The sequence below is a fragment of the Ruegeria sp. HKCCD4315 genome (assembly GCF_013112245.1).
Lineage (GTDB): Bacteria > Pseudomonadota > Alphaproteobacteria > Rhodobacterales > Rhodobacteraceae > Ruegeria.
In genome coordinates this window covers 1,811,665-1,827,810 of the sequence record NZ_WVRN01000001.1, presented here as the reverse complement: position 1 = coordinate 1,827,810, position 16,146 = coordinate 1,811,665, and the positions used below count along the sequence as shown (strand labels likewise).

Below are 16,146 nucleotides of genomic sequence, written 5' to 3'. Positions count from 1 at the left end.
TCAGGGAAAGCCGCAGGTTATCCATCAGACATCATGTAACCCGCACCGCGGACGGTTTCAATCAACGGGGTATCGCCGCCTTCATCCAATTGTCGACGCAGCTTTGAAATATGGACGTCGACAACATTGGTGTTTGGATCGAAATGATAGTCCCAAACGCCTTCCAGCAGCATAGTGCGCGACACCACTCGGTTCTTGCGACGCAGAAAAAACTCTAGGATCTGGAACTCGCGCGGGGTGAGCGTAATCTCGTGCCCGTCGCGGGTGACTTTTCGGGTCAACAGATCCATCTCAAGGTCTTTGCAGGTGAGCGTTGGCGTTTCTTCGGATTCCTGCGGACGTCTCAGCAGAGCTTCGATTCGGGCATGCAATTCCTGAAAGGAGAACGGCTTGACCAGATAGTCGTCCGCGCCCGAGCGCAGACCCTTAACCCGTTCGTCCACCGCGCTCATGGCGGTCAGCATTAGGACGGGTGTTTTCAAACCGGCTGCGCGAAGAGATTTGATCAATGACAGCCCATCCAAGCCTGGCAGCATCCGGTCCAGTACAATGGCGTCGAACCCTCCATCTGTGGCGTGATACAACCCTTCGCGACCATCTTCTGCGGTTTCAACCACATAGCCTTCTTCGCCGAAGCCTTTGGCGATGAAGTCCCTGGTGTCAGCGTCATCTTCCACGATCAACAGACGGCGGCTCATGGTCGGGCTCCTTTCTATCGGGATTTAAACACAATTTTCAGGTGATGCACATTGAATTCGGGGGATCTTGCCGGGTGCTGGGCATGCACCCGGCAAGCCCGGCGGATAGTGGACAACTCTGTTCCGCCGGGTGAGGCGCGCGCCGAAAATCCCCATCAAGCGGCGCGCGCGTGTTCAAGGCTAGGCCAGTTCGACCGCGACGAAGATCTGGCTGCCACCGCGATTGATCAGCACCAGCGCCGGATCGGTTTTTTCGCTGTCCAGTGCAGCCTTCAAGGCGTCAGGTGTGAACGTGTCCTGGTTGCCAAGTTTGACGATGACGTCACCACGCTGCAGACCGGCCTTTGCGGCTGGGCTGTCCGGTTTCAGGTCTGTGACCACAACGCCTTCGACCGTCTCGGCCACACCGGTCTCGGCGCGTACCGTCTCGGTCAGCGGGGCGACTGTGACGCCCAGCGTCGTGCCTGCAACTTCGGCTTCGACCGGCGCATCGGCCTGAGCAGACGCCGTCTGGTGTTGGCCAACGGTCAAAGTCAGCGTTTCCTCTTTACCGTCACGCAAGACTTTCAAAGTACTGTCAGTACCAACTTTGGTTGTGCCGACCAGAATGGGCAAATCACTGCTGGAATCGACGGCTTCGTCATTGAAGGACAGGATCACATCACCCTGTTTCAGAACGCCATCCGCCGGGCTGTCGGTTACCACGTCGGAAACCAATGCACCGGATGACGCATCGATCCCCAGGGCTGCCGCGAGTTGCGGGCTGACGTTTTGGATCGAAACACCCAGCCAGCCGCGGCTGACCTGGCCATCGTCACGCAAATCGGCGGTGATATGTTCTACGATGTTCGACGTCACGGCAAAGCCCAGGCCCACCGACCCACCGCTGGGTGAATAAATGGCTGAATTCACGCCAATAACCTCACCATCCATGTTGAACAGGGGTCCACCTGAATTGCCCTTGTTGATGGCCGCGTCCGTCTGAATGAACTCTGCGTAGGGGCCTTCTGAAATGTTGCGACCCTTTGCCGAGACGATACCGGTGGTTACGGTTGAACTCAGACCAAACGGGTTACCGATGGCCACAACATCTTCGCCGACGCGGATGACATCGCTGTCGCCCATCTCAACGGCCTGAAGTGCGGTGTCTGCATCGATTTTCAAAACGGCGATGTCGGTCAGTGGGTCTGTTCCGATCACTTCGGCCTCAAAGGTGCGGTCATCGTTCAGCCGCACGGTCACGGTTGAAGCGTTTTCCACGACATGGTGATTGGTGACAATGTATCCCGCTTCATCCAGAACAAAGCCCGAGCCCAAACCCTGTGCTGGGCCTTGCTGGGGGGCGTTGAAGCCTTCGGGCGCGCCGAAGCGTTTGAAGAATTCGCCAAACGGATGCCCGTCGAAGTCAAAGTTTTGCCCGGGTGTCGCACCGGGTACGATTTCTTGTTCCGCTATGATGGTCACGACCGAAGGTGAAACGGTTTCGACCAGATCTGCCAATGCCTCGTCCGCCATGGATGGAATGGCAGTTGTTGCCAGCATGGCTGCGCCCAAGGCACTGATGCCCATCCAGTTGGAGGTCCGGGGAAGTAATAGCGATGATTTGCGGATGCTCATTTCTGTCTCCTGTATGTGTCGCGCAGGTGCGACTGCGCGTTGAAACAAGAGATGGACCGGCAGGATTGGTCTTTCCTTAGGGATATGTGAAGAAATCTTAATTTTGCCACAAACCCAGTGTTCTGTGGCGGCCGACGTCAGTACGGGATTCGCTAAAATTACCGGGTTGTCGGCGTGCGAATCGGAGGATTGTTGCTGAAATCGACGTCAAACTTTCAAAAGCATTGAATTATTTTTGTTTTGTTGACAATGATCCTTCGACAGGATGGGGAAAAATACAGCTCCCTCAATGGTTGTGCTCAGGTTGGCGTTTAGCTGGACTTGATGTGAAAACTTTGACGTGAGCGAGGCGTAAGCACGAATAAGTTTGTGCATAACCTCGAATCGTTATCGTGTGTACAATCGTTCAATCCCCTATAGGTTGATTGACGTGTGGAGCGTTGTTGCTCAAAAACCATTCAAAGTTGAGCTAAGTTAACCATACCTTCCAATTTTACGTTGTTTCGCGTGTTCAGATCAGTGAGGATGAACATGCCCAAGTGAGGGGGAGCCAAAAGCGCTAGGGGGCGCTGCTGGTTCACTCAGTCACCGAGAGTTTTAGCGGCGTGTTAACGAGGGGGTCTTGTTTAGGTTTGGCTGCTATGTAGTCGGGTTGTCGTGAAGGCAAGCTGACCAGGCTTTTGGGATTGAGAAAAGTGGTAGTCCTGTTTTGGGCACCGGCCCGGTCTTCAAGACCGGGCCGTGTTTATTTTAGGCGCCGCTTTTTGAGCCAAGCGTTCCAGTCATCGGGCGTATCCAGGTCAAGCAGAGCATTTCGGTCTGGCAAGCGGTGCAGATGTACTTTGCCTTGATGAGCCCGCACCACTTGTTGAGCACCGTCATCGCCCTGCAAATCTGAGAGTTGGCCAAAAAGGCTTCGGTCAAAGATCACCGGATGACCGGGTTTGCCCTGCGCAGTGGCACCGCGCCAGACAAGCTTGTCGGGGTGGGTTTTGCGTGCGTTCAAGACCGCAGCCAGATTGGCACTGGAAAGATCCGGCAGATCCGCCAACAAGACCATCACTGCTGGAGCGTCGGACGAAACCCGTCGCATCGCAGCGCGCAGGCTTGCGTTCATGCCTTCTTCGGCGTCGGGAACAGGTACTGCCTGAACATCCAAACCATTCAGCGCGTCATATCTGGGGTGTGGTTTAGGGGGCAGGGCAGCAAGCACGGGGCCGACAGCCTGCGCGCTGCGCGCCGATCGCGTCAACAAGGGGACCCCGTCAATCATTTGCAACAACTTGTCCACGCCGCCCATGCGGCTGGATTGTCCGGCGGCCAGCAGGATGATGGGAATATCAGTCATGCCGTCACAATGCCGCCGGTAGAACGCAGTGTCATCCCCTCATGCGTGCACCGTCCGGGTCAAACAAAGGCTTTGAGAGTACTTTTGCCTTGCACATCTGCCCAAGGATTTCGATTTCGACCTCTAATCCATCGGAGACGCGGTCAGAAGGTAAGAAACCCATTGCAATGGATTTTTGCGCGAAGTGAGAGTACCCGCCCGATGTACAGAAACCGACCACAGTACCGTCCAGCCAGATTGGTTCATAGGCGTTCACATCTGCGTCGTCTGCATCGACTTCGAAGGCGACCAAGTTGCGGTTGGTTCCGTCAGCACGTTCTGCCTCGGCAACGGCGCGGCCGATAAAGTCGCTGTTCTTACGGAATGAGATAAAGCGGTCCAGCCCGGTTTCCGCAGCGGTGTAGTCGGGCGAGAATTCTCGCATCCACGAGCCGAAAAACTTGTCCAGCCTCAGGCTCATCATTGCGCGCATCCCAAAAGGAACCATGCCATGCGCTTGGCCGGCTTCCCACAAAGCCCACCAGAGTTGCCGCTGGGCCATAGGATCGCAGTAGATCTCGTACCCCAAATCGCCGGTATAGCTGACCCGCTGAACGATGCATTCGGTCATGCCAACGGTCATGCGGCGAACATCAAGAAACTGGAATTCACTGAGGTCATCTCGGGTGCAGGCGGCCAGAACCTGCGTTGCCTTGGGACCAGCGATCTGAAACCCGTTCAAGCGGTCGCTGATGTTCTCGATGGAAACGCCATCCTGCGCATTTTGCAGGAACCAGCGCATGTGGAACGCTTGACTGCCATAGGAGGCTGTCAACTGAAACTCGGTTTCGCTCAGGCACGACGCGGTGAAATCGCCAATCAGTTTGCCTTTAGGCGACAGCATCGGTGTCAGGGACAGGCGTCCGGGTTTTGGCATACGTCCTGCCATTATCCGGTCCAACCAATCCCGCGCCGCTGGTCCGGTGATCCGGTATTTGCCGAAGTTATGGACCTCGTTTATGCCAACGTTCTCGCGCACGGCACGCACTTCGCGTCCCGTCGCCTCGAAGGCGTCTGAACGACGGAACGAAGGCGTTTCGTAGCCCGGCTCATCCCCTTGGGCAAAGTAGTTGGCGACTTCGAGCCCAAATTGCTGGCCCCAGACTGCGCCCAGATCGCTGAAGATGTCGTACATCGGCGTCGTGCGGTTCGGGCGCGCAGCTGGCAGTTCCTCGTTCGGGTAGGCGACGCTGAAGCGTTTCTGGTAATTCTCGATCACTTTGGGGCGCGTATAACCGGGGCTGATCCAGTCGCCGAACCGGGCCACGTCCATGGCAAAGACATCGCGCTCTGGCTCGCCCTCAATCATCCATTGCGCCAGTGTCAGGCCAACCCCGCCGCCCTGGCTGAATCCGGCCATCACGCCACAAGCCGACCAGTAATTGCGCATTCCAGGCACCGGCCCGACCAGCGGGTTGCCGTCGGGCGCAAAGGTGAACGGCCCGTGGATTACAGACTTCACACCAGCTTCGGCGAGAACCGGGAAACGTTTGTAGGCGAACTCGATGCTGTCGGTGATTTTGTCATAGTCATCAGGCAGCAGTTCGTGACCAAACTCCCACGGCGTGCCATCCACAGCCCAGGGTTTGCAAGGCTGCTCGTAGAACCCTATGCAAAGCCCACGTCCTTCTTGCCGAAGATAACTTTCGCCAGCCGGGTCCATCACATGTGGATGCTCGCCACCCGCATCAATGATCGCTTCGATCTGCGGGATCGAATCCGTGACCAGATACTGGTGCTCCATCGGGTGCAGAGGGAAGTAGACACCGGCCATCGCGCCCACTTCACGCGCCCATAGGCCGCCTGCGTTGACTACATGCTCGGCGTGAATGGTGCCCTTGTCCGTCACGACTTCCCAAGTGCCATCGGGGCGTTGATTGGTTTCGCGTACCATGCAATGGGTTTCGATTGTTGCCCCGCCCATGCGTGCGGCCTTGGCATAGGCATGAGTGGTGCCCGACGGATCCAGATGCCCGTCCAGAGGATCAAACAGCGCGCCGATGATGCCATCGGTATTGGTGATAGGTGCGATCTTTTTGATCTCGTCTGGCCCGACGATTTCCGTCTCAAGCCCCATGAAACGGTGCTTGGCGCGTTCTGCCAACAGCATGTCGAAGCGGTCCTGATTGTCGGCCAGCGTCACGCCACCCACATGATGCAGACCGCAGGACATGCCTGTGATCTCTTCCAGTTCTTTATACAGCCGGATGGTATAGCCCTGAAGCGCGGCCATGTTGGTGTCGCCGTTCAGCGTGTGAAACCCACCCGCCGCGTGCCAGGTCGAGCCCGAGGTCAGTTCAGAGCGTTCCAGCAGCATGACATCTGACCAACCCAGTTTGGTCAGGTGATACAGAACGGAACAGCCGACGACACCGCCGCCGATGACCACCACGCGGGTTTGCAATTTCATAGGGACCTCCGATTGATTTCCGCCAGTGTGCGCAGCGCGCCCTTAGGCGCAATGCCAAATGCGACAAAACTTGTCGTGGAAGTCATTTGCAGTGCGGGATAGACGCGCCAGAGGTCGGTCACGCGCCTGTTACAGAATCAATCTATGCGCCGCGCGACTGCACCTTCATGAGACACTCAGATAGGAAAAGAAATGAGTAAATTCGATCTCAACCCCCAAGCGCTGAGCCGCCGGGAATTCATGGCGAAATCCGCGGCCCTGGGCCTGAGCGCAGCTGTGGCCAGCACGATCTGGGCCGAAGCGGGTCTTGCGGACACGCCCAAGAAAGGGGGACATTTTGTTCTGGGATTGAAAGGGGGCGAAAGCACCAACACGCTGGATCCTGCCCTGTCGGCGTCGCATGTGACCGCCAAGGCGTTGCGAGCGTTTGGCAACACGCTGACCGTTGTCACCGCAGAGGGCGGCATTGCCCCAAGCATCGCAGAAAGCTGGGAAGCAACAGAGGATGGCAAGGTCTGGACCTTCCGTATCCGCAAAGGCGTAGAGTTCCACAACGGCAAAACCCTGACGCCAGAGGATGTTCAACTGACGTTGGCACGCCACTCGAACGACGACGCTCAATCCGGTGCGCTGGGGATCATGCGCGGGATCGAGGATATTCGGGTCGATGGCGACAACCTGGTCATCACCCTGACCACTCCGAATGCTGACCTGCCTTATCTGATGTCGGATTATCACCTGATCATGCAGCCGGGCGGCGGCATGGACAACCCGGCAGACGGGATTTCGACCGGGGCCTATAAGGTGGTCGCGGATGAACCGGGTGTGCGTTACGCATTTGAAAAGTTTGCCAACCACTGGGATGACAGCGTTGGTCACTATGACAGCCACGAGATTTTGGTTCTGAACGATGACACCGCCCGCTCTGCTGCTCTGCAGGCGGGGCAGGCGCACGCGATCAACGTCGTTCCGCCACGCACCGCCAAACTGTTTGGTCGCGCACCAGGCGTAACGCTCAACGCATCGTCGGGCCGTGGGCACTACATCTTTGTCATGCATTGCGACACCGCGCCTTTCGACAACAAGGACCTGCGTTTGGCGCTGAAATACGCCATCAACCGCGAGGAACTGGTGGACAAAGTGCTGCGCGGCTATGGCTCGGTTGGCAATGATATTCCGATCAACGAAGCCTATCCTCTGTTCGACGATTCGATGGAGCAGCGTGCGTTTGATCTGGCCAAAGCTGCCGAGCATTACAAGGCATCCGGGCATGACGGATCACCCATCGTTCTTTATGTCTCAGACGCGGCATTTGCTGGTGCGATCGACGCGGCGCAGCTGTTTCAGCTGTCAGCGCAAGAGGCGGGCATCCCGCTGGAGATCCAGCGTGAACCGGCAGATGGCTATTGGTCCGAGGTGTGGAACAACAAGCCGTTCTGCGCGTCTTATTGGGGCGGGCGCCCGGTGCAGGACCAGATGTGGTCCGTCGGTTACCTGTCCGCCGCAGACTGGAACGATACCCGCTTCAAGAACGAACAGTTCGACGCCCTGCTGCTGAAGGCGCGCGCCGAGTTGGACGAGAGCAAGCGTAAGGATATCTACGGTCAGATGGCCCGGATCGTCTGGGAAGAGGGCGGTCTGATCAACCCGATGTTCAACCAGTTCATTGATGGGTATTCGGACAAGGTGACAGGTTGGTCCGCGCATGCAAACGGCGACCTGATGGATGGTTATGTCGCCAGCCGGACCTGGTTCGCCTAAGGCTTTGACACCGACCGGTGCCCGGATTTGGGGCACCGGTTTCAGCTAAGGCTTAAAGCGGGCGTACTTTCAGTGCAGTGATGCGATTGCCTTCGCGAGCGGTGACCTCGAACCGGAATCCGTGGAACGAAAACACCTGACCCACGACCGGAATCATCTGTGCTTCGTGTATGACCAAACCCGCAAGGGTGTTGGCTTCTTCATCCGGCAAGGACCAGTCCAGCGCACGGTTGGCGTCGCGGATGGTCATAGCACCTTCCACAACGAACTGACCATCATCTGTACGGGTGACCGGCACCTCTTCTTCGATGTCAAATTCGTCTGCGATTTCGCCTACGATCTCTTCCAGAATATCTTCCAGCGTAATCAGGCCGCGCAAAGATCCGTATTCGTCAACCACCAGTGCAAAATGGCTGTGCATCCGCAGGAATTCACGCATCTGGTCGTCCAGAGTGGTGGTTTCCGGCACGAAATAGGGGTCATTGGCAACTTTACCGATATCAAAGCTGGCCAGACGGTCAGTGCCGCCATCGCTGCCACCGGCTTGCGCATACATGGCGCGGAACAAGTCTTTGGCGTGCACAACACCCACAATGTTCTCCGGTTCGTCCCGAAAGACGGGCAGGCGCGTATGTGGGCTTTCCAGACATTGCTTCAGGATCGCTTCGGGTGCGGCGTCGGCATCAATCATCTCGATGTTCGAGCGGTGCAACATGATCTCTTCCACCGCGCGGTCACCCAGATCCAGCGCGCCCAGAATTCGGTCGCGGTCTTCCTTTTCGACCACGCCTTCGGAATGGCCAAGTTGTAGGGCTCCGGCGATTTCCTCGCGCACGGCCAGAATGTTGCTATCGGGGTCGATCTGCACCCCAAACAGGCGCAAGACACCGCGCACCAGCAATCGCACAGCGGCAACGATAGGCGAAAACACCGTTACAACCACGCTGATGATTGGTGCAACCGCAGATGCAGCTTTTTCAGAATTGGTGATGGCGTAGGTCTTCGGCAGCACTTCGGCAAAGATCAAAACCAGCAAGGTCATCACCAACGTTGCCAAGGCCACGCCGCTTTCACCAAACAGTCGTGTGAAAAGTGCAGTCGCCAGAGACGCCGCCAGAATGTTGACCAGGTTATTGCCCAGTAGAACCGATCCGATCAGACGCTCGTTGTCATCGGTGATCTCGAGCGCCTTTTTTGCCCCGCGTGATCCTTTGTCGGCCTGCGCCCTGAGTTTTCCGCGAGAAGAGGCCGTAAGCGCTGTTTCCGAGCCAGAAAAGAAGCCGGACAAGACGAGCAAAAGGAGGATAGCACCAGAGGTAAACCAGAAAGTGCTGTCGATCAGAGAAGGTGAGGGTTCCATTGGTCCTTGAGAGTTAGAGTTCTGCATCCGTTATGGGGATGCCACCCCGCCGGATCAAGGGCTTAGCCTTCGTCTTTCTTGGGGTCTTTGCTCAGCGGGTGATGCTGCAACACCAGTTCCGCCAGACGTTCGTCCAGAACATGGGTGTAAATCTCGGTTGTTGCGACGTCGGCGTGACCCAACAGGGTCTGGATCGAACGCAGATCAGCGCCATTGGCCAGAAGATGCGTGGCAAAGGCATGTCGCAATGTGTGTGGCGTGACTTTTTCGGGTGAAACACCGCCGTGTACGGCCAGTTCCTTGACCAGCAGAAAGAACCTGTGTCGCGTCAGATGGCCCGATTTTCCGCGCGAAGGGAACAAAAAGCGGGACCGTTGGCCACCTTTCTCCACGGTCTGCTCTTCGGCGTCGTCGCGCACGGTCAGCCAAGCGGCCAATGCATCCCGCGCGGGTGGGGACAGGGGCACCATCCGTTCCTTGCCGCCTTTGCCCAGCACCAGCAGCATACGCGGATCGCCGCGCGCCGAAGAGACGGGCAGGGACACAAGCTCGGTCACGCGCATGCCGGTCGCATAAAGCAATTCCATCAAACATGTGTTGCGTACGCGGTCCGCCTGGGTGCGTCCGGTTTGCCGTGCGGCGTCCAGCAGCCGGTCCACCTCGGGCACATCCAAAGTTTTTGGAAGACGTTTCTGCCGCCCCGGACCTTTGATCTGAATGGCGGGGTTCACGTCGCGCCAACCTTCCTCAAAAGCAAACCGATAGAGTTGCTTGATGGCCGACAAGCGCCGTGCACGTGTTGATCGGGACAATCCCTGGGCATCGCAGTCGATCAGGTAGGCTTCGATCTGATCACGGTCGGCCTGTTCAAACCCGGTCGCTCTGTGCTCCAGCCAAGCAGCAAGATCTTTTAAATCACGACCATAAGCCAGCAACGTGTTTGTCGCCGCGCCAAGTTCAGCCGCCTGTGCTTGCAGGAAGGTTGAGATCCAAAGCTCGTTAGATGCCGGACCGTTCATGGTCACTGCTCTTGCAGGATCAATAGTGTCAGGGCGGCGCGGCGGGCTGTATCCTCTAACCCCACCTTTCTAAAGGTCGCGATTGCTCCGGTTAGATCCACCAGATTACCGCGCGCGCCATGGGCAAACAGTTGCATTGCTTCCAAAATGGCCTCGCCCAACTGACCGTTGGACAGCAGTGTGTCGATATCACTGGGTACGGGTGCCGACCATTCAAACCCTTGTGCGATGGCATCTGCCTTGGGTGAAGGCGATACGGCGCGGCCAGGATCGCCCTGGGCAAGCGCAGCCAGAAACAAAGTGTCGGTCGAACTGTCCGGTGTCGCAAGGGCGGCGCGTTCGTACATGTCCGATAACATCAGGATGCGCCATCGCAGGTTTTCAGTCGCGGGCACTGGTAAGGAAACCTGCGACAAGCGTTCTGCGAAAAGCTCTGCAAAGGGAACCTCAAGGCCCACACTGCGCATTTGTTGCCAAACAGCAGGCAGTGTTTTTCCGATGGCGTCCGCGTTGCCCGTGTCCAACGCGCTTTCAAACCGTTGTACTGCCGAAACTCGGTCCCAGACAGCGCCAGATGCGGCGGGATCCCGTTCGGTATAGAGGCCCAAAAGCTGATTTGGGGTCAAAGCGCCAATCCGCGTCAGCCGTTCGGCGGCTTCGATCTGGGCTTTCCAGCCTGCAACGTCACGCAGATCTGCATTTGCAAATGCACGAGGTAAAGGTGCCGATGGCAGGCGTTCTCCGATAGCCTCGAACAGGCGGAAATTCAGCGGGTCGGGGGCCTCGGGTTGCGGCAGATATGCCGCGTCTTCGTACAACTCGGGGCTGAGAAACCGATCAAGAACCGCCAATTCTTCTGGTGGAAGAAGTTCAAGCGCATGTGCGGCTTCCAGAGTCAGCGCTGCGGACACCCAATCCCCGCGTCGGGCTTTGCAAAAGATCTGCGCCGCATAGTCCCGCGACAGATGCGGTTCAGCAATAAGCGCAGTGCAACTGCGGTCTTCATCGCCGGTCAGCAATGTCGCGTCAAACCAGCGTTGAAACCGCTCTTGCGTGTCCGTCGGCCCAGCCAATTGCACAAGCGACTGCGCCGGATCTGCAGCACCCAGTTGCATCAGCCGATCCAGACGCGCCAACAGCAAAACCTCTTGCGCGTCTGACCCGGATGGGGCGCGTGTTTCTGACAAAAGCAACGTGAACAACAAGCGCTGCATGGCGGGGTTGTGACGGACCGGGGTCTTGGCAATCAGGTCAGCCAGACGCTTGGGATCACTGCTTTGCCAAAGATCAATCGGAAGGCCGGTCACAGATGATGACACAAGACCGAGCGGACGCGACAAGGCTTCCAATGAAGTGACTTCGATATCCGGCAACGCGCCGTTCTGCGTCACGGGCGGTTCCAACAAAACAGTTCCAGGCAGGTTTTCAGGAGGATTTGTCAGCCATTCGATGGCCGACAAAGGGTCCTGTGCCTGCGCCGATCCTGCCAGAAAGACGGCGAAAAGCGCCAGTTTAGTTGACATCCAGTTCGACCGGTTCGCGGATTTCACTTTGAGGCGCCGAAAAATCCGCGCCGAAGAACGGCCCGACATAGGCATAAGCCACCAGCCCAATGAAACCCAGGCAAAGAACATATATCACGAATTTGATCAGACGGCCCATGGCCCCACGCTGCCTCAATTTTTGATTTTGGCCAAGTTATAACTGGCATTTTTCCCAAGATCACGTCATTCACGGTGAAATGAGCGAAATTAAGCATAACACGCACATCTCGGACACACAGGGCAGATTTCATCTGCACAAAACCGTGGTTCTGGTGGGGATGATGGGGGCAGGTAAGACCGCTGTGGGCCGCGCCTTGGCCGCGCGCCTTGGCGTTCCGTTTCTAGACAGCGACGCTGAGATCGAATCAGCCGCCAACATGACCATTCCGGAAATCTTCGAACGGGATGGCGAACCCTTTTTCCGTGCGAAAGAAACGCAGGTTATCGGACGTCTTCTGGACGAGAAAAAGGGCATCCTGTCCACCGGAGGAGGGGCGTTTCTACAACCTCAAAATCGCCTTGCAATCAGCCAGAAGGGCGCTTCGGTCTGGCTGCGGGCCGATCTGAACGTTTTGTGGAACCGGGTACGCCACAAAGACACGCGCCCGCTGCTGCGAACGGCTGATCCTTATGCGACACTAAAGGCTCTCTACGAGGCGCGCGTGCCCGTTTATGCCGAGGCGGATTTGATCGCAGAGTCGGATGGCGAAACCTCGATCGAAAATATGGTGGACAGGGTTGTCGACGCTTTGCTGGCGCGCCCCGATGTTTTGGAACAGAAGTAATGCATCAAACAGTACATGTGGACCTGGGCGACCGTTCGTATGATGTTGAAATCGGGCCGGATCTGCTGGCGCGGGCTGGCGAGTGGATTTCCCCACTATTGCCGCGCCCCAAAGTCGCTGTCTTAACCGATGAAAACGTGGCTGACCTGCATTTGGACGCGTTGCGCGCGGGGCTCAGCGCTGCGGGGATCGAGATGACCGCGCTGGCTTTGCCCGCTGGCGAGGCCACAAAAAGCTGGCCACATTTCGAACGCGCCGTTGAATGGCTCTTGTCCGAGAAAGTCGAACGCCGTGACGTGGTTGTGGCTTTGGGTGGTGGTGTCATTGGCGACCTTGCAGGTTTTGCTGCGGCTGTTCTGCGCCGCGGGGTCAGGTTTGTGCAGATCCCCACCTCGCTGCTGGCACAGGTCGACAGCTCGGTTGGGGGCAAAACCGGGATCAATGCGCCTCAGGGTAAAAACCTGATTGGGGCGTTCCATCAACCTTCACTCGTTCTGGCGGATACATCGGTTCTGGGGACCATGACCCAGAGGGATTTTCTGTCGGGGTATGGTGAGGTCGTGAAATACGGTCTGCTGGGTGACGCGGAATTCTTTGACTGGCTCGAACAAAACGGACCAAGTGTGTCCGCCGGAGACATGGCGGCACGCGTGCGGGCTGTCACGCGTTCTGTGCAGATGAAAGCCGATATCGTTGCGCGGGATGAAACCGAACAGGGTGATCGTGCTTTACTGAATTTGGGGCATACATTCTGCCACGCGCTTGAGGCGGCAACAGGGTATTCCGACCGGTTGCTGCATGGCGAAGGCGTCGCCATCGGCTGTGCGCTTGCGTTTGAACTGTCCTCGCGTCTTGGCCTGTGTTCGCAGGAAGACCCAAGCCGGGTGCGGGCGCATCTGCGTGCGATGGGGATGAAAACCGATCTTGCCGATATTCCGGGTGATCTACCAAGTGCCGACGCGCTGGTGGAACTGATGGGGCAGGACAAGAAGGTTGTGGACGGGCAATTGCGCTTCATCCTCGCGCGCGGCATCGGGCAGGCTTTTGTTACGTCTGATGTTCCGAAAGACGCTGTTCTGTCAGTCCTGTCAGACGCTTTGGCGACGGTGTGAAACAGGGCCCTAGCGGCCCTGAATCACCATGAGTTCACCGATATTCTCACGGGTGATATAGCCCACCATGCGCCCGTCCTGCGTGACAACTGCGATGGCCGGAGCGCCTTTGTGAAGATGCTCCAGCACCTCTTCGAGCCCAGTGGTCAGGGCGACTGAGGGAATATCGGCATCCATCACCGAAAGCGCAGAGGTTGATCGGGGCTGATCGCTGGCCAGGGCGGCGAACAAGCGATTCCGAGTTACGAAACCCAGCAGGCCACTATCATCCTCCAGGACAGGAAATTCGTGCTGTGTTGTATGAATGACGGCTTGCGCCGCCGTGCTGAGCGTGTCGCTGGGGGATAAGGCGTGAAACTCGGTGATCATCGCATCCCGGGCCAAGACGCGGCGGGCGGCGGACCGCAATGCAACATCCTGGCTTTCTGCGTTGGCTGCGATGAAAACGAACACCGCAATCAGGACAAGGATGGGGTTTGCGGTGCTAAGACCAAGAAAGCCAAGGCCGATGGCGACGATCTGGCCACCTATTGCGGCCAAACGCGTTGCCTTGACCCGGTCCATGCGCAGGCACAGCAGAGCCCTGAACACCCGCCCCCCGTCCATGGGAAAGGCGGGTATCATATTGAAAGCAGCCAGCAGCAGGTTGATATAGGCCAGCCTGTCCAACAACCCTGTGCCGGGCGCGTCTATTTGCGAAAAAGTTTCAAAGGGCGTCCCCGCGCCAAGGGCAACAAGCACGATCCAGATGACGATATTCACGGCAGGGCCCGCAAGCGCCACATAGACCTCTTGCATCGGTTTTTCCGGCATGCGTTCAAGCCGGGCCAACCCACCGATGGGCAGCAGAGTAATGTCAGGGGTTTTGATACCATAGCGCCGGGCCATGAGAGCATGGCCAAATTCATGCGCAACCACACAAGCAAATAGCGCAAGCACAAAAACAAGGTTGTCGATGGCCGCTGGAAGACCGCCCACGGAATAGGCTGCAAAGCCGACCCAGGCCAACAGCAGAAAGAAGGTGACATGGACCCTCAGTTCGGACCCGAGCAACCGGCCGAGAGAGAAGGACCATGTCATGTTGTATCTCCGTTTCGTTTAGAACGGAATCTCGTCGTCGTCGATTCCACCCGATGCAGGCGCTGGTGAGCTGGACGGGCCACCGTAAGGGTCGCCGTAGCCACCGCCAGCTTGGCCGCCGCCATAACCACCGCCACTGCCGCCGCCACCTTCGCCACGGCTGTCCAGAAGGGTCAGTTCACCGCGATAGGGGCGCAGAACCACTTCGGTCGAATACCGGTCCTGACCGGACTGATCCTGCCACTTGCGGGTTTCCAGCTGACCTTCGATGTAGACCTTGCTGCCCTTGCGCAAATATTGCTCGGCAATGCGGGCCAAAGGCTCTGAGAAGATGGCGACCGAATGCCATTCCGTACGTTCGCGACGCTCGCCTGTGTTGCGGTCTTTCCAGTTTTCCGAGGTTGCAATGCGCAGATTGCACACTTTGCCGCCGTTCTGAAACGACCGAACCTCGGGGTCGCGGCCAAGATTACCTACCAGAATGACCTTGTTGACTGAACCCGCCATGTAATTCCTCGTTCTGTTTCGCGTATATGCGCCGAATCCGGCGCGGCTTGTTTCGTGAGACCCTATACGGCCTGCATCGTGGTTGGAACACAGTTGATACAACAGTGTTCAACAAGAGTCTTACTTTGATGTTTACCAAGCTTTCATTTTTGTCGGGAATACCTATACTCCCACTGGTTTCTGATCGAGCAGGATTGGCATTGATGCGTTCTTGGGTTGCTGGGTTTTCTGTTGTCTGCCTTGTGCTGGCTGTTGCGCCTGTGCAGGCGCAAACGCTGTCTACCAAAAGCCGAAAGGATATTTTCCTGAAGCAATCCAAAGTGTTGGATTCGCGCGCAGCCACGCAGTATCGGGATTCTGAGCGTCTCAAGCCCAAAACCTCGCGTGCGCAAAGCAGCAAGCGTTATACCGGCAAGTATCGCGGCCAATATCTGGATCTGGCGCGTCAGGCAGCCCGGTTGCACAACATCCCCGAAGATCTGTTTCTGCGGCTCGTGCAGCAGGAAAGCGGTTGGAACCCGCAGGCGAAATCTCACAAAGGCGCGCTGGGACTGGCGCAGCTGATGCCTCAGACCGCCGAGCTTTTGGGGGTCAACCCACACGACCCAAAGCAAAACCTTGAGGGTGGGGCGCGTTATTTGTCGTGGCAGTATCGCAAGTTCAAATCGTGGCCGCTGGCCCTGGCCGCTTATAACGCGGGTCCAAAGGCGGTCGAAAAGCATGGTGGCATACCGCCATACAAAGAAACCCAGAACTACGTGAAGGTCATCTGGGGCGGATAGGCATGATGCTGCGGCGCAGAGGGCGCGTTTCTTGATTCTCTGCATTCGGACCAACTAACCTGATCGGGTATCGCCCAGTCACAA

General features: G+C 57.4%; 14 protein-coding genes. 4 read left to right on the top strand and 10 right to left on the bottom strand.

Annotation, left to right across the window (positions count from 1 at the left end; all coding sequences use genetic code 11):
• Window positions 1–17: 17 nt before the first annotated feature.
• The 4 genes from GS646_RS09175 to GS646_RS09160 form a co-directional block, all read right to left on the bottom strand.
• Window positions 18–698, bottom strand: a complete 681-nt coding sequence (locus GS646_RS09175) for a response regulator transcription factor (RefSeq protein WP_171089605.1) — start codon at window positions 696–698, stop codon at window positions 18–20.
• Between the two features lie 180 nt (window positions 699–878).
• Window positions 879–2,315 (bottom strand): DegQ family serine endoprotease, encoded by a 1,437-nt coding sequence (locus tag GS646_RS09170; protein WP_171089607.1) that lies wholly within the window; start codon window positions 2,313–2,315, stop codon window positions 879–881.
• A gap of 745 nt (window positions 2,316–3,060) precedes the next feature.
• Window positions 3,061–3,663, bottom strand: a complete 603-nt coding sequence (locus tag GS646_RS09165; RefSeq protein WP_171646852.1) for an NTP transferase domain-containing protein — start codon at window positions 3,661–3,663, stop codon at window positions 3,061–3,063.
• 31 nt (window positions 3,664–3,694) lie between these two features.
• Entirely contained in the window at window positions 3,695–6,112 is a 2,418-nt protein-coding gene (locus tag GS646_RS09160; RefSeq protein WP_171646853.1) for an FAD-dependent oxidoreductase, read from the bottom strand.
• A gap of 192 nt (window positions 6,113–6,304) precedes the next feature.
• On the opposite strand from GS646_RS09160, the gene GS646_RS09155 reads away from it, so the two are divergent.
• Entirely contained in the window at window positions 6,305–7,873 is a 1,569-nt protein-coding gene (locus GS646_RS09155) for an ABC transporter substrate-binding protein (RefSeq protein WP_171182884.1), read from the top strand.
• 52 nt (window positions 7,874–7,925) lie between these two features.
• On the opposite strand, the gene GS646_RS09150 is transcribed toward GS646_RS09155, so the two are convergent.
• From GS646_RS09150 to GS646_RS09135, 4 genes are all read right to left on the bottom strand, one after another.
• Window positions 7,926–9,233 carry an HlyC/CorC family transporter gene (locus tag GS646_RS09150; RefSeq protein ID WP_171182885.1) on the bottom strand — a complete coding sequence of 436 codons (1,308 nt, stop codon included), beginning with the start codon at window positions 9,231–9,233 and terminating at the stop codon, window positions 7,926–7,928.
• Window positions 9,234–9,295: 62 nt separating this feature from the next.
• Entirely contained in the window at window positions 9,296–10,252 is a 957-nt protein-coding gene (locus GS646_RS09145) for a site-specific tyrosine recombinase XerD (protein WP_171182887.1), read from the bottom strand.
• A 2-nt stretch (window positions 10,253–10,254) separates the two neighbouring features.
• The gene (locus GS646_RS09140; RefSeq protein WP_171182889.1) at window positions 10,255–11,775 is read right to left on the bottom strand and encodes a hypothetical protein; all 1,521 of its coding nucleotides are present in this window, start codon (window positions 11,773–11,775) and stop codon (window positions 10,255–10,257) included.
• Entirely contained in the window at window positions 11,765–11,914 is a 150-nt protein-coding gene (locus GS646_RS09135; RefSeq protein WP_171089619.1) for a hypothetical protein, read from the bottom strand. The genes GS646_RS09140 and GS646_RS09135 overlap by 11 nt, the downstream gene beginning before the upstream one ends.
• 79 nt (window positions 11,915–11,993) lie before the next feature.
• Here GS646_RS09135 and GS646_RS09130 point away from each other — a divergent pair, with 79 nt between their 5' ends.
• Window positions 11,994–12,581, top strand: a complete 588-nt coding sequence (locus GS646_RS09130) for a shikimate kinase (RefSeq protein WP_171182892.1) — start codon at window positions 11,994–11,996, stop codon at window positions 12,579–12,581.
• The gene (gene aroB, locus GS646_RS09125; protein ID WP_171182894.1) at window positions 12,581–13,693 is read left to right on the top strand and encodes a 3-dehydroquinate synthase; all 1,113 of its coding nucleotides are present in this window, start codon (window positions 12,581–12,583) and stop codon (window positions 13,691–13,693) included. Before GS646_RS09130 ends, aroB begins: the two co-directional genes overlap by 1 nt.
• A 9-nt stretch (window positions 13,694–13,702) precedes the next feature.
• Here the strand turns inward: aroB and GS646_RS09120 are convergent, their stop codons facing one another.
• Together GS646_RS09120 and ssb are read right to left on the bottom strand one after the other, a co-directional pair.
• Window positions 13,703–14,773 carry a site-2 protease family protein gene (locus GS646_RS09120; RefSeq protein ID WP_171182896.1) on the bottom strand — a complete coding sequence of 357 codons (1,071 nt, stop codon included), beginning with the start codon at window positions 14,771–14,773 and terminating at the stop codon, window positions 13,703–13,705.
• An 18-nt stretch (window positions 14,774–14,791) separates the two neighbouring features.
• Window positions 14,792–15,280 (bottom strand): single-stranded DNA-binding protein, encoded by a 489-nt coding sequence (gene ssb / locus GS646_RS09115; protein ID WP_171174437.1) that lies wholly within the window; start codon window positions 15,278–15,280, stop codon window positions 14,792–14,794.
• Window positions 15,281–15,483: 203 nt separating this feature from the next.
• Here ssb and GS646_RS09110 point away from each other — a divergent pair, with 203 nt between their 5' ends.
• Window positions 15,484–16,062 carry a lytic transglycosylase domain-containing protein gene (locus GS646_RS09110; protein WP_171182898.1) on the top strand — a complete coding sequence of 193 codons (579 nt, stop codon included), beginning with the start codon at window positions 15,484–15,486 and terminating at the stop codon, window positions 16,060–16,062.
• The last annotated feature ends 84 nt before the right edge of the window (window positions 16,063–16,146 follow it).

Coding starts and splice junctions, on each gene's coding strand:
- GS646_RS09175 (WP_171089605.1), bottom strand. CDS start 698: ATGAGCCGCCGTCTGTTGATCGTGGAAGATGACGCTGACACCAGGGAC.
- GS646_RS09170 (WP_171089607.1), bottom strand. CDS start 2,315: ATGAGCATCCGCAAATCATCGCTATTACTTCCCCGGACCTCCAACTGG.
- GS646_RS09165 (WP_171646852.1), bottom strand. CDS start 3,663: ATGACTGATATTCCCATCATCCTGCTGGCCGCCGGACAATCCAGCCGC.
- GS646_RS09160 (WP_171646853.1), bottom strand. CDS start 6,112: ATGAAATTGCAAACCCGCGTGGTGGTCATCGGCGGCGGTGTCGTCGGC.
- GS646_RS09155 (WP_171182884.1), top strand. CDS start 6,305: ATGAGTAAATTCGATCTCAACCCCCAAGCGCTGAGCCGCCGGGAATTC.
- GS646_RS09150 (WP_171182885.1), bottom strand. CDS start 9,233: ATGGAACCCTCACCTTCTCTGATCGACAGCACTTTCTGGTTTACCTCT.
- GS646_RS09145 (WP_171182887.1), bottom strand. CDS start 10,252: ATGAACGGTCCGGCATCTAACGAGCTTTGGATCTCAACCTTCCTGCAA.
- GS646_RS09140 (WP_171182889.1), bottom strand. CDS start 11,775: ATGTCAACTAAACTGGCGCTTTTCGCCGTCTTTCTGGCAGGATCGGCG.
- GS646_RS09135 (WP_171089619.1), bottom strand. CDS start 11,914: ATGGGCCGTCTGATCAAATTCGTGATATATGTTCTTTGCCTGGGTTTC.
- GS646_RS09130 (WP_171182892.1), top strand. CDS start 11,994: ATGAGCGAAATTAAGCATAACACGCACATCTCGGACACACAGGGCAGA.
- aroB (WP_171182894.1), top strand. CDS start 12,581: ATGCATCAAACAGTACATGTGGACCTGGGCGACCGTTCGTATGATGTT.
- GS646_RS09120 (WP_171182896.1), bottom strand. CDS start 14,773: ATGACATGGTCCTTCTCTCTCGGCCGGTTGCTCGGGTCCGAACTGAGG.
- ssb (WP_171174437.1), bottom strand. CDS start 15,280: ATGGCGGGTTCAGTCAACAAGGTCATTCTGGTAGGTAATCTTGGCCGC.
- GS646_RS09110 (WP_171182898.1), top strand. CDS start 15,484: ATGCGTTCTTGGGTTGCTGGGTTTTCTGTTGTCTGCCTTGTGCTGGCT.